Here is an 11,522-nt window from a genome sequence, read left to right as displayed (position 1 = left end):
ACCACCCGTTCGCGACCACCAGCCACCTCAGCCGGGGCCGGAATTCGTGACGATCAGTGGCCGAACTGGGGCCTACTCAGGTGACCACACCCAGGATGTGGATCTGCCCGGCCGGCCACTGCCCGACATAGCGTGCGGTCACGTCACTGACGGCGTCGGAAAATCGCATCCCGTCAAGCCCGCGCAGGCAGTACCGCACGTAGGAGTCATGATCGAGCGGTGCTGTCCCCACCGGCCAGCACCGGTCGGTGATGTCGATGTCCTCCACCGGCAGCGGATACAGCGCGTCGTCGCGCACCCCGCCTGTGAGCACCGACCGTCCTCGCCCGCTGCCAGATTCTGGGGTCACCACCAGCCACAGCCGATCGAACCCTGCCGCGCCGTGTGTTACCCGCACCTCCGGAACAGAGAAGGCCTGCACCGGATCCGGTCTCCGGTCGCGGTATGCCCGGACGATTGTGGTGTCGGAACGAGTCGGATCCTTGCCCCAATGCCACCGGATGCCGTCCCCGAAGGCGCGTTTACGCCGGTGCGCTTCGTTGTAGGACACGTCGGCGTACTCGCTGGTGTATCCAGGGTCCCGGTCCTGCGCGTAGGGGTGGGTGTCCGGTCCGATCCGTTCGGGGATAGGACCGCTGAGTGGCACCTGCATGACCGAGGTGCTGTAGTGCACCTCGTATCCGTCCCGGCCTCCGGCGCCCTTCGACACCCGCACCCACGGATCGTGCTCGATGCCGACGAACAGCGACGACTCGTCGAATTCGCCCGACAACAGTGCACCGTCCACGTCGACGCGACGGGTACTGCCGCTGGGTAGGGCCACCAACAGCGGCGGCGGGCACGGCGGCCGGCGTGGCGGGATATCGGGCGAGGGCGCGATATCGGGGCGGCTGCGTGTGAGCGTCATGCACCAGGCGCCGGCAGGGCCACAACAGATCAGCTGGTGACGCTCGGTGTATTCGGCATGGACGATCCCGTCGACGCCAACGCGCACCAAGGGGCCGTCCCGATGGTTCTGCACCCATACACCGGCGTCGTCGGCAACGATCTGAGGCTGACCGGAGCCCGGTGGCGCGGGAGGAACTTCGGTCCACGAGACCAGCTGCATGAGCTGCTGACTGTGTGGATCGAACAGTGCCGCTACCGGTTGACGTTCGTCAACCACCCACACGTAGCCGCAGGAGAAAAACACATAGCGAGGGCGCAGGAACCTGCGCTCGAAACCGGCGCTCATGCGCCTTTCTGCCGTGTCATACCGACAACGGTACCAACGTTCGCACGCAAGCCGACAGCGATCGGCACCAGCCCCGTAAGCCGATGGGCAACCGGAATCGAACCGGACCCATCCGGGAAGACGGTGCCAGTGCAGCTATCGCAGATCGCGGCTCAGCTCACAAGCGAGACGAAGCAGCGATCCCCGTCCGAGGTACCACCTCGTCGACGCCGCGAAAGGAGTGACGACCATGACCCACACCGACCACCCCCGATCAACCACGGAACGTACCGGCGAGCCGCCGGGCGCCGCACATCAGATCGACCATCTGTCCACCGTGCAACTCGTCGAACGCCTCACCGAACAGGTGAAGGCACTCGTCCAGACCGAGATTCGTCACGGCATCGTCGAGATGAAGGACAAGGGCACCAGGTTCGGTGTCGGTGCGGGACTCTCGGGTGCTGGACTCGTGATCGTGCTGTACGGGCTCGGTGCGCTCGTGGCCGCCGCCGTACTCGGACTGGCCACGGTGCTCGACCCGTGGCTCGCCGGCTTCGTTGTGGCGATCGTTCTCGTCGGCGTGGGCGGCATCGTCGCCGCTGTCGGCGGGCAACGGGCGAAAAAGGCGCTGCCCCCGACGCCGGCCGACACCAGGCGCAGCGTCCATCGAGACGTGGACACCGTGAAGGAGAGCCTCCGATGACCGCTCCGCACGAGTCGACCCCGGACGGCGACGCCCTCGCCGAACGACAGCGCGCAGAATTGGCCACCACGGTCGATGCCCTCACCCGCAAGGCCGACGTGCCTGCCCGCGTGAAGGCGGTCACCCCGCACCAACTCGACACCGTCCGACACGAACTCGCGAACGTGCGAAACAAGCCACGACTCGCAGCTCTGCTCGGCGGTCTGACTGCCGGCGTCGTCGCCCTGGTCGTCGTCCGACGCGCACGCCACCGCTGACCGGGCTGGAGATAGAGACGACACGACCCACGAGCGCCCGCAGAAGGCGGAACCGAAGGACGTCCGCCCGGGCCGGCCGATCACGGAAAGGACGGGGACATGGCGCGGCGGGAATTTCCCGAACTCGTCGATGACTCCGACAGTGCAGAGGATCACGCAAACGCACCGGCGGTCGGCGGACTGGTCCAGGTACTCCCTGAGCGTGTACTCGTCGATTCGCGGCCTCACGTCCGGGTCCGCCGGTGCGTTCGCGCGTATCGATCAGTGCGGCAGAAGAAACACTGGAGGTGGCCGCCCCCAAACCCGTCACCGCTTCCGCGAGCGCGGAATCGGTTCCCGCTTCCCGCTTCCCGGCCACGACGGTGGTGAGTTCTGCGGTGGCTTCGCAAATCGGTGGGCACCGACACCGGGATCTCGACAGACCCAAATCGGGGTCAGTCCAGGGAGAAGGCGGCCCACATCTCCAACGCCGTCGCCAGTCGGGGCCGCAGCGCCGTCGGCATGTCCGGTGGGAATCGCCGGCCTACGAGGACTGGCCCGGCGCCGAACTCCACAATCGCGTCGAGGGACTCGACCTGCACGGGTCTTCGAAGCTGAACGAGACCGACCTCGTCGACAAGATCCGCAACCACGGACGACCGACCCGGTAGCGTCGCCATGTCCCCGGAACGAGGTCATCGGCTGACGGTGTCCGGCGGTCCGTCTCGTCGATTAACCCCAATGCCGCGCAGTTAGGGATTGTCCTGGCAGGTCAAGTGAGGTCGAGGAACTGCGCGTGTCGTGAGATAGGGCAACGGAACTCCTGGTAGGGAAGCTTTGTCCGCCAAAGACAAGCCTCTCCGGGAGTTCCGTTGCCTGTTCAGTCTGTCATCAAACATGAGTCGGTGGTTGCCGCCGGGCGGTTCGCGCCGGGGCATATCGGTGAGTTGACGCGGATCGTGCCGTTCGAGATGGTCGATGCCGCGCTCGATTCGGCGAGGGCCACGCAGGCTCGACTGCGGGAGTTGCCGTCGCGGGTCGTGGTGTACCTGCTGCTGTCCGCGTGCCTATTCCCTGATATCGGCTATACCCGGGTGTGGGCGAAGCTGACCGCGGGACTCGAAGGAGCGGTGGCCGATCCGGGTTCCTCGGCGTTGTCGCAGGCCCGCCTCCGGGTCGGCGCCGCACCACTGAGGGAATTGTTCAACCTGATCAAAGGCCCGGTCCCCGGTACCGCTCGGTGGCGGGGAGTGTTGGTGTGCGCGATCGACGGCACCTCGATGTTCGTGCCCCACAGCGTAGCCAACCTCGGTGCCTACCACTGTCAAACCGGCGGCCCCAACGGCGACTCGGGCTACCCGATGGTGCGCATGCTCGCCGTGGTGGCGTGCGGTACCCGCACCATCGTCGATGCTGTGTTCGGAACCTACGGTGTCTCCGAGATCGCCTATGCGCCCCAGCTGTTGGGGTGCCTGCGCGATGGCATGTTGTTGTTGGCCGACCGCAACTTCGCCGTCGCCTCGTTGATCGAGCAGATCGCGGACACCAAGGCCGACCTGCTCATCCGCTGCAAGAGCAACCGCAAGCTTGCCTCCATCGAACGGCTGCCCGACGGGTCCTGGCTCGCCCCGATCGGCTCGGTGGTCGTCCGGGTCATCGATGCCGAGATCGTTGTCACCCCGAAAGGTGGCACACCCCGCACCGGCCGATACCGGCTGATCACCACCCTCAACGATCATCGCCGCTACCCGGCATCGGAACTGGTCCGGCTGTATCACCAGCGATGGGAGATCGAGACGACCTATCTCGAGCTGAAGTCGACCATCCTCGGCGATGCGATGCTGCGGGCCCGCACCCCGTCCGGGGTCGCCCAGGAGGTCTACGCGTTGTTGACCACCTACCAAGCGCTGCGTATCGCGATCGCCGACGCAACGACCGGTGCGGATGTCCCACCGCTGCGCGCGAGTTTTACGATCGTCCTCACCACCGCCCGAGACCTGGTGGTACTCGCGTCAGGCGTGATCGCCGGCACAACGATCGATCTGGTCGGAAAGATCGGCCGCGCAGTCCTAGCCGAACTCAATCCCGAACGCCGAGCACGTGATTGCCCCCGCGTGGTCAAACGAGCGATCTCCAAACACCGCGCCAAAGGTGCGGTCGACCGCACCAACTACCCCACGGTCAACATTGCCATCAACGTTCTCGAACCGCCCGATTGGACAGACAGCCCAAACCCTTAACTGCGCGGCATTGCGATTAACCCTGCCCGTTCGTGGGCATTCGGACGGCATGGCTACCTATCGAGTACTCGATCCCACCGGCACCGTCGTCGAGACCAAGGACATCGAGAGCGCGGAGGACGCGCACGCCTGGTTCGTCGACGTCCGTGCCGACAACAGTGAACTCGGCTGGCGGATGGAAGTGCAGCACACCGACGGGTGGTCGTTCTTTGACGACACCGAGGGCGCCTCCTAGTGTGATCGGATTGCAGCAGAGCAAGTCCGGCCCTGCGGGGGTCCCGACACCGGATCCCAGGACGCTGTCTTCGAGTGGTCCATGCGAATTCGACAACAGACCGAGAAAGGGTACGAGAATGGCCGACCAGTACGCGCGCCAGAATCCCACCACCCAGTACCCTGCTCCCGATCGCGAAAATCAACCCGAATTGCCGCACCCGGGACTGACCTCCCAGATGGTGACCGTCCCGGACCACGGCGAGAACACCTATCGAGGAAGTGGCCGCCTCGACGGCCGCCGGGCACTGATCACCGGCGCGGATTCGGGCATCGGCCGTGCGGTGGCACTCGCGTTCGCGCGTGAGGGCGCCGATGTCGTCGTCAGTTGTCTCGACGCCGAGGAGTCGGATGCACAGCAGACGAAGCGATTGGTGGAGGAGGCCGGCCGGCGCGGCGTCGTCGTAACCGGGGACATCACCTCGGAGGAGCACTGCCAGAGCCTCGTGGACCTGACGGTTCGTGAACTCGGCGGTCTGGATATCCTCGTGAACGACGCGGCCTTCCAGATGGTCCAGACGGGCGGTATCGCGGACATCACCACCGAGCAGTTCGACCGGGTCCTGCGCACGAACCTCTACGCGCTGTTCTGGTTGTGCAAGAAGTCCCTCGCGGTCATGGAGCCCGGATCGGCCATCGTGAACACCTCGTCGATCCAGGGAATGAATCCTTCACCCGGCCTTCTCGACTACGCCACCACGAAGGCGGGGATCGTCGATTTCACCAAGGGACTGGCCGCCGATGTAGCCAGCCGCGGCATCCGGGTCAATGCGGTGGCGCCGGGGCCCATCTGGACGCCGTTGATTCCCGCGACCATGCCGGCCGACGGTTACCGGCACTTCGGGACGATGTGCCGCTGGGTAGGCCCGGCCAGGCGGCCGAGCTCGCCCTCGCGTACGTCTTTCTCGCATCCAACGAATCCAGCTACATCACCGGAGAAGTGCTCGGCGTCACCGGAGGGACGCCCTTCACCTGAGGCCGGTGCACCGGACGGCTCAGACGAGATCGCCACCGGTACCGGCTGGTCGCCGAACGCCCCCGGTTCCGCGAGAGCGCGCAGGTACCGGCGTTCCCGGTCGGTGGCCCGGGTCCATCGGAACGGGAAGACCCGTCGTCCCAGGCTCGGCGGCCTTCCTCCACGGCGGTGTGGGTGTCTCGGTATCGAAGGGAGAGGCGGGGTGGTGTCGGGTAATTCCCGTCCCGCCGCACTGCGCGGTCGCGGCGACCCCGAGACAATCTGGGAAGTGCTGGCAGGCAAACCCGCACACATCCCGTGAGGAGTGCACGCATCTTGGCCGGCGGACTGGTCTTCACCGGTCTGGCCCTGTACTTCGCGCATCGGCACACCTCCGGCGCACCCGCCCTCGCCCGCGACGAAGAACTCGAAACGCGCTGAACACCGGCGACGACTCACCCGACACCGGACAGCGGTGTCGGGTGGGTCGTCGGTACGGGGAACAACGCTGTCGCGACAGCCGTTGGCCCCGGCGGCGTGCCTCTGCCGACGATCTGTGCGGGTTCTTTTCTCAGTTGAGTTTCTGCGGCACACCGTAGGTGGTGACGGTGTCCCCGTTTTCGGTGACTGCCGTGGCGTATGGCCGGATGGTGACCGGTCCGATTGCTCCGGAGATGGAACCGTGAATGCCCTGCATCCGCACCAGCGCCTCGGGTCCGTCGAACTCCTGGCCCTCGAGCAGCGGGACCTCGGTGATACCGCCCGGTTCCAGGTCGATGTCGAGCTCTTGCGAGGGGATGATGTCACCGGCCAGCTCCGCGCTGGTCCCCGCGCTCAGGTCCAGTGTGAAGTCGGGGACGAGCCCCAGGTCGATTCCGTTGTCTGATCCGATCGCGAACCCGAGTCCGGGGGAGTTGAGGACGATGGTCGCCCCTGCCAGCGCGATCGGGTAGCCGATTTGGTAGCCGACGGTGAGCTGGGTGCCCTCGAAGTCCGCGGCGTCGGGGCCGCTGATGTTGACCGCGGCGTATCCGTTGTGGAAGAACTCGACGCTGGTCGGTACGCCGTCGAGGGGCGGGACGACCTGGTACTGGGTGTTGCCCTGCAGGACTTCGATGCGGTTGCCGTCCGCGTCGATGACGGAGCTGGAGTTGTCGACACCGGCGGAGGCGGTGCCGTTACCCATCGCCATGGCGAGTACGGCGATGCCTGCGACCGCCGCTATGCGGGTGAAGGGTGTGTGTCCGGGTCGAGCTGTGCTGATGTTCGTCATGCCGATCCCCATTCAGTACGTACTGCAACCGATACGAAAAAGCATGCGAAGCGTAACCATTCGGGGCTCATTCGTGTTGTTCAGGAAGTCCATGAGTCTTTCGTCCGGTTCGGACGCGCTGGTGGTTCGCGACACGAGGGGATCGGAGCCGGGGCGCCCTGTCGTTGTGTTCCGCACCGCAACACGTGCGGCGAGCCTGGTCGGGGTAGGTGATTGCGCAGAGTGTTGTCCGCCGGGGTGGGAGTGCCACCGTCGGAGTGTCGGCTCCGGAGCGGGCCGCCGCCGGTAGAGTGTCGTCGGTGCTGTTGAATCCGAACCTGCCCGGTCGTGTCTTTCCGCCCGTGGGTTCGTATCTTGTTGGTAGGGGAAAGGTTCGGGAGTTCACGCATTCGGTGTTCACCACTAATCCCATCCGCATCAATCCTGTTGCCGTCCGTGCTGCGGGGCACGCCGATGTGGTTACCCCGCCGACGTTCGCCGCGGTCATGGTCGAACCCGCGGTCGGCCAGCTGTTTCGCAACCCGGATACGGGTCTGGACCCGGGCCGGGTGGTCCACGGGTCGCAGAGCGTGGTGTATCACCGGGATATCGTGGCCGGCGACGAACTGACCACGGACCTGACGATTGCCTCGGTCACCGAGCGCGGCACCCACGTGATCATCACCACCTCCAGCGGCATCCGCGACAGCCACGGTCACCCATTGTCGGTGTCGGCTTTTCGGGCGTGCGCCGCATGCCGAGTGCTGGCCCAGGGAACCTGAAGGATGCCGAACCCGAGCCGACCGGTGCGTGATCCCCAGTGTGTGAGGCGAGTCGCCGACGACGGCGGTCGCTGTGACGATGCCGCTGGGGACACGGTCGTCGGCGGTGAACAACAGACAGAGGAACGGGCAATCTGCCGTGGGGTGTGAGGTGAGGGTGCGAGGAGGCGAGTGTCCGCGGGATGGGGTGGGTACTCCGGGCAAAAAGGCGGTGATCGTATGACTACTCACGAATCCATCCGGCGCTGGATCGCAGAACAGATGCACCTCGATATCGACACTGCCGAACCAGCCGAAGTCGCCCAGCTCGATGCTGTGACCGCGGCGGCAGAAGCGGGATATGTGCGTGCGTTGCTGCACCTGCGCCACTACCGGCCGCTGGTCGGATGAGGTTATCCTCGCCACCGTCAAGGCGAGCGAGAGGCGGTGCGGCCGCCATTCACACCGGCAGGTCTGCGCTCAATCCGGCTGGGATGAGATCCTGGGAGGTCGGCCGGTGCGGGGGAGGTGATCTCGTTGATTGGCGGGGGTGTGGTCGGTGTGGTGGTGGCGTTGTTCGATGAGTATCACGGCGCCCAGCAGGAGGTAGGTGCCGGGGACGATGAGGAGGGTGGTGGTCAGGGCGACGATGATGGTCAGGAGTTCCATGGCTGCTCCACGGGCTGGGGCTCGGTGTGGGTGGGGGCCGGGACCGGCGGCGATGCCGAAACGAGGGGCGTCTGTCAACGGTAGCTGTCCGCGGGGACGATCCTGGTAACCAACGCGTGAACATGGTCGGGATCAGTCACAGGGACGTCATCGCAGAGCTGGTCGATGGGCCGCGCACGACGTGCGGAGCTGAGACAACCGCGATCGGTGACCGTAGGGTCGGCGGTGCCCAAATCGATGGTCTGCGATGACATAGGTGTCGCCGGCAATTTCGGGAGGTTCACCATGGCCGACACTCGGCTGGACGATCTCGCTCGCAGGATCGATTCGTACGCCGAGGTCAGTTCGATCTACCGCGCCTTCCACATTCTGGCGTCGAGAGATTCGCGCACTCCCGCCCAGGTCGATGAGATGGTCGAGGCCATCAACCGGTCGATCGACGAGATTGAACGCCGCACCGCGGGAACGTGAAGCAGCGGACTCGTCACTCATGACGGCCCCTCATGCATGGCAAGGGCCTCGATCCGGTGGATTCCAGCGGTCCCTACCGGTGGTCTTGTTCTTTTAGGCTGGGTCTGCCGTCGAGGGAAGGGAGACCGAGTGTGGGCAAACTGTTCGTCGGCGCGCGGCGTCCCGAGTTCGTTGCGCAGGATCGGGTCGTGGTGTCGCTGCACGCCGCGATCACTGAACTGGTGAACCGGTACGGGTAGGCGGTTCTGGTGTCCCCCGTTCTGGGTGAGGACGGGGTGGCGATGTTTCCGGCGATTGTCGATCCCACCTCCGAGCGGCACAGCATGTGCTTTGTCGTCCCCAGCAGCCAGGGCGTCGCGGTGGATCCCGACTTTCTGCAGCGCGCGCTCGATCAAGCTGAGGCCCTGCAGGGGTGGATCGTCCTCGACGCGCGGGACGATGTCGTCAGCGACCTTGCCCGCGCATATGAGGTCAAACAACCGCGCCCACGCCGAGGCGAGGCGCATCGCAGACGAACGTGGTGACAGCCTCTGATGCTGCGGCGTTCTCGCCCCGCCGGTGAGGTGTTCGGGCGTTCACCGGCAGAGAGCGACCACCCGGGACTGCCCGGTCGGCACGCAGGGAACAGCGACTCGACGCGGTGGCCGATGCGAGACACGGGGGCCGGGTGTTTGGGGCGCCGCTGGTGTGGGGTATGCGGTGGTAGATGCCCGGTGGCGTCTCTCCCAAGGGCGGCACCGGTTTCGGGGCCGCACCGGTGTAGTCCCCCTTCGGCCGGTGCGGCCGAGATAACCCGACTGTGCGGTGCCGCACACACCGGGCGTCCCGAGGGGTGGAGGCGGGGCGACGACCTTCTGCGCCGGTTTTGTGGTGTCCTCGGTGCGTGGTTGTCTTCCCGTTTCCCCGGGTGCATGCGGATCGAGGGTGTCAGGGTGAAGTGATGACGACACAGCACGACCGGTCCGCGGGTCCGTCGCCGCCGGTGGGCTGCACGGGGCCTGCGGATGCGGTGACCGCTGCCCTGAACGCCTTGGCTGGGTCCGCGACTCCGGTGCCCGGGGAGGTTCTCGATCGGATCCTCGAGCATGCGTGCAGGTCGGCGGCGGCGGTCCTGCGGGCTGTCCGCGGCAGCGAGATGGTGTCGGTGACCGAGGTGGGGTTCGGGCGGCCGCATTGTGTGGTCACCGACGAGGCGGTGCGGGCGGTGGAGGAGGCGCAGTACGCGGCCGGTGCCGGGCCCGGGGAACGGGCGGCGCACGAGCGGCGGGTGGTGCAGGTGCGGATCGGTGAGCACGGGCGGGTGTGGCCGGGGTTCACCGCGGCCGCGGAGGCGGCCGGGTTCGATGGGGTGGTGGCGGTGCCGGTGTTCGCCGACGGCGAACCCGACCGGAAGGTGATCGGCGTCGTCGGCGCCTACACCCGAGGCGGGGAGGGCGCCGAGTTCGTGGACGAGGCGCGGTGGTGGGCGGGGCTGGAGTTGGTGACGACGGCGGTGTCGGCGACGTTGTCGGAGTCGCGGCGGCGCCGGACCGCGGAGGGCGCATTGGCTCGGTTGCGGCGGGCGGTGAGTACGCGGGAGGAGGTGGACCGTGCGGTGGGGGTGCTGATGGCCGTGCATGCGGTCACCGGTGAGCAGGCGGCGGTGCTACTATCCGAGCTCGCCGACCAGGATTCACCGCATCATTCGGTGCAGGCCGCGGCCCGCCGGGTGCTGCGACTGTGCACCGGTGAGCAACCGTAAACCCGTCGACCGGTAAACAGCTGACAACAGAGATAATGTCAAATCATTTAGTGAAGTGGCTGCGCACCAGCGTTTTTCGAATAATTCAGGTGAGCGCGGACTGCCCCGCCGACGTCCCGCACTCACCCCCGGCGCCGCGGGATCGGGTCAGTGGAACCCGCCGACTCCCGGTGGTGTGAGTGTCGAGCCGGCGGGCCCACCCCGCACCCGGTGACCCCCGATGACCATCCGGGTGCGATGACACAACACCGTAACCGGACCCGCCGACGCAGCAACTCGGATCGTCGTGGACGAGGTCGGCGGTGTTCTCGATGAGCCGTGCCGCTCGCACGAGGAGCGGGCTCCGGCACCCACACGGTGGGGAGGTCACCGTCGTGGTCTCTCGCGGTCAGTCAGTCGGTGTCGAGTTCGTCACCGACGCCATGTGCGCCGGAATCGGTCGGAGCGGTCGTGGGCTGTTCGGCATACCCGGGCAGGTGTTGCACGTAGTCGGTGAGCGATGCGGCGGCCCGGCCGTCGTCGACCTCCGCGCTTCGGGCCGCGGGGATTCGTGAGGCATCCTGCACCCAGTACGAATCGGTTCGGGCACGGGCCGGTCGTGGAGCGAACATACGCACATCCCTCGACGTTGGTCACTTCCCGCCCCGCCGGCAAGTCGTAGTTACCGTTCAGCAAAATCGTACGCCGCCGGGCCCAAACGCGCTGACCAGCGACTTGATCGATCAGCCCGCCTCAGTGCCTGTACCGATACGTATTACAGCGCCAGCGCGGTGCTGTGCAGCCGTGGGTCACGGGACCTCGGCGATCTCACCCCGTCTACGCGTGGACGATTGCCAGGCATTCCGACGCCAGTTCGCTGATTCTGTTGGAATGGCAGGGTCGTTCGGCAGCCGTGGCAAGGAGCCCTCTGGGTATTAATGATCTTTCGGTAATTGAGTGAGCTCAGATCGCAAGGAAAGCCCAGCGTGATCGAGGAAGCCATGACACAGGTCGTAGCTCGAGCCGATC

General features: G+C 66.3%; 14 protein-coding genes and 1 pseudogene. 10 read left to right on the top strand and 5 right to left on the bottom strand.

Translation table 11 applies throughout. The features are described from left to right. Nucleotides 1–76: 76 nt before the first annotated feature. Entirely contained in the window at nt 77–907 is an 831-nt protein-coding gene (locus ACFU5V_RS42870) for a hypothetical protein (protein ID WP_378707474.1), read from the bottom strand. Between the two features lie 556 nt (nt 908–1,463). On the opposite strand from ACFU5V_RS42870, the gene ACFU5V_RS42865 reads away from it, so the two are divergent. Further along, nucleotides 1,464–1,916 (top strand): phage holin family protein, encoded by a 453-nt coding sequence (locus tag ACFU5V_RS42865; protein ID WP_378707472.1) that lies wholly within the window; start codon nt 1,464–1,466, stop codon nt 1,914–1,916. Then, nucleotides 1,913–2,173 carry a DUF3618 domain-containing protein gene (locus tag ACFU5V_RS42860; RefSeq protein ID WP_378707470.1) on the top strand — a complete coding sequence of 87 codons (261 nt, stop codon included), beginning with the start codon at nt 1,913–1,915 and terminating at the stop codon, nt 2,171–2,173. The genes ACFU5V_RS42865 and ACFU5V_RS42860 overlap by 4 nt, the downstream gene beginning before the upstream one ends. A gap of 434 nt (nt 2,174–2,607) precedes the next feature. Here the strand turns inward: ACFU5V_RS42860 and ACFU5V_RS42855 are convergent, their stop codons facing one another. Continuing rightward, the gene (locus ACFU5V_RS42855; protein WP_378707468.1) at nt 2,608–2,805 is read right to left on the bottom strand and encodes a hypothetical protein; all 198 of its coding nucleotides are present in this window, start codon (nt 2,803–2,805) and stop codon (nt 2,608–2,610) included. A 219-nt stretch (nt 2,806–3,024) separates the two neighbouring features. Between ACFU5V_RS42855 and ACFU5V_RS42850 the strand changes: the two genes are divergently transcribed. From ACFU5V_RS42850 to ACFU5V_RS42840, 3 genes and pseudogenes are all read left to right on the top strand, one after another. Continuing rightward, nucleotides 3,025–4,392 (top strand): IS4 family transposase, encoded by a 1,368-nt coding sequence (locus tag ACFU5V_RS42850; protein WP_378707466.1) that lies wholly within the window; start codon nt 3,025–3,027, stop codon nt 4,390–4,392. 49 nt (nt 4,393–4,441) lie between these two features. Beyond that, nucleotides 4,442–4,627: a hypothetical protein gene (locus ACFU5V_RS42845; RefSeq protein ID WP_276143129.1), complete on the top strand. Its 186-nt coding sequence runs from the start codon at nt 4,442–4,444 to the stop codon at nt 4,625–4,627. Between the two features lie 118 nt (nt 4,628–4,745). Beyond that, nucleotides 4,746–5,641: pseudogene (locus ACFU5V_RS42840) on the top strand (SDR family oxidoreductase). Between the two features lie 550 nt (nt 5,642–6,191). On the opposite strand, the gene ACFU5V_RS42835 reads toward ACFU5V_RS42840, so the two are convergent. Next, complete coding sequence (locus ACFU5V_RS42835) at nt 6,192–6,893, bottom strand: MspA family porin (protein ID WP_378707464.1); 702 nt, start codon at nt 6,891–6,893, stop codon at nt 6,192–6,194. Between the two features lie 299 nt (nt 6,894–7,192). Between ACFU5V_RS42835 and ACFU5V_RS42830 the strand changes: the two genes are divergently transcribed. Both ACFU5V_RS42830 and ACFU5V_RS42825 read left to right on the top strand, forming a co-directional pair. Then, entirely contained in the window at nt 7,193–7,654 is a 462-nt protein-coding gene (locus ACFU5V_RS42830; protein WP_378707462.1) for a MaoC family dehydratase N-terminal domain-containing protein, read from the top strand. A 219-nt stretch (nt 7,655–7,873) separates the two neighbouring features. After that, complete coding sequence (locus ACFU5V_RS42825; protein WP_378707460.1) at nt 7,874–8,044, top strand: hypothetical protein; 171 nt, start codon at nt 7,874–7,876, stop codon at nt 8,042–8,044. A gap of 69 nt (nt 8,045–8,113) precedes the next feature. On the opposite strand, the gene ACFU5V_RS42820 is transcribed toward ACFU5V_RS42825, so the two are convergent. Beyond that, nucleotides 8,114–8,302, bottom strand: coding sequence for a hypothetical protein (locus tag ACFU5V_RS42820; RefSeq protein ID WP_378707458.1), 189 nt, complete (start codon nt 8,300–8,302; stop codon nt 8,114–8,116). 285 nt (nt 8,303–8,587) lie between these two features. Between ACFU5V_RS42820 and ACFU5V_RS42815 the strand changes: the two genes are divergently transcribed. The 3 genes from ACFU5V_RS42815 (at nt 8,588) to ACFU5V_RS42805 (ending at nt 10,514) form a co-directional block, all read left to right on the top strand. After that, on the top strand, nt 8,588–8,773 hold the full coding sequence (locus ACFU5V_RS42815) for a hypothetical protein (protein ID WP_378707456.1): 186 nt from the start codon (nt 8,588–8,590) through the stop codon (nt 8,771–8,773). Between the two features lie 248 nt (nt 8,774–9,021). Then, nucleotides 9,022–9,297 carry a hypothetical protein gene (locus ACFU5V_RS42810; RefSeq protein WP_378707454.1) on the top strand — a complete coding sequence of 92 codons (276 nt, stop codon included), beginning with the start codon at nt 9,022–9,024 and terminating at the stop codon, nt 9,295–9,297. Between the two features lie 416 nt (nt 9,298–9,713). Then, nucleotides 9,714–10,514, top strand: a complete 801-nt coding sequence (locus tag ACFU5V_RS42805; protein WP_378707452.1) for an ANTAR domain-containing protein — start codon at nt 9,714–9,716, stop codon at nt 10,512–10,514. 392 nt (nt 10,515–10,906) lie between these two features. On the opposite strand, the gene ACFU5V_RS42800 is transcribed toward ACFU5V_RS42805, so the two are convergent. Beyond that, entirely contained in the window at nt 10,907–11,125 is a 219-nt protein-coding gene (locus ACFU5V_RS42800) for a hypothetical protein (RefSeq protein ID WP_378707450.1), read from the bottom strand. Nucleotides 11,126–11,522 lie beyond the last annotated feature (397 nt).

Source organism: Rhodococcus sp. NPDC057529 (assembly GCF_042802055.1).
In the GTDB taxonomy this organism is placed as follows: domain Bacteria; phylum Actinomycetota; class Actinomycetes; order Mycobacteriales; family Mycobacteriaceae; genus Rhodococcus_F.
This window is presented reverse-complemented; position numbering and strand designations above follow the sequence as displayed.

Bases quoted from the DNA above. Each gene is read 5' to 3' on its own strand.
- ACFU5V_RS42845 (WP_276143129.1), top strand. From the start codon at position 4,442: ATGGCTACCTATCGAGTACTCGATCCCACCGGCACCGTCGTCGAGACC.
- ACFU5V_RS42825 (WP_378707460.1), top strand. From the start codon at position 7,874: ATGACTACTCACGAATCCATCCGGCGCTGGATCGCAGAACAGATGCAC.
- ACFU5V_RS42815 (WP_378707456.1), top strand. From the start codon at position 8,588: ATGGCCGACACTCGGCTGGACGATCTCGCTCGCAGGATCGATTCGTAC.
- ACFU5V_RS42835 (WP_378707464.1), bottom strand. From the start codon at position 6,893: ATGACGAACATCAGCACAGCTCGACCCGGACACACACCCTTCACCCGC.
- ACFU5V_RS42820 (WP_378707458.1), bottom strand. From the start codon at position 8,302: ATGGAACTCCTGACCATCATCGTCGCCCTGACCACCACCCTCCTCATC.
- ACFU5V_RS42805 (WP_378707452.1), top strand. From the start codon at position 9,714: ATGACGACACAGCACGACCGGTCCGCGGGTCCGTCGCCGCCGGTGGGC.
- ACFU5V_RS42860 (WP_378707470.1), top strand. From the start codon at position 1,913: ATGACCGCTCCGCACGAGTCGACCCCGGACGGCGACGCCCTCGCCGAA.
- ACFU5V_RS42800 (WP_378707450.1), bottom strand. From the start codon at position 11,125: ATGTTCGCTCCACGACCGGCCCGTGCCCGAACCGATTCGTACTGGGTG.
- ACFU5V_RS42865 (WP_378707472.1), top strand. From the start codon at position 1,464: ATGACCCACACCGACCACCCCCGATCAACCACGGAACGTACCGGCGAG.
- ACFU5V_RS42870 (WP_378707474.1), bottom strand. From the start codon at position 907: ATGACGCTCACACGCAGCCGCCCCGATATCGCGCCCTCGCCCGATATC.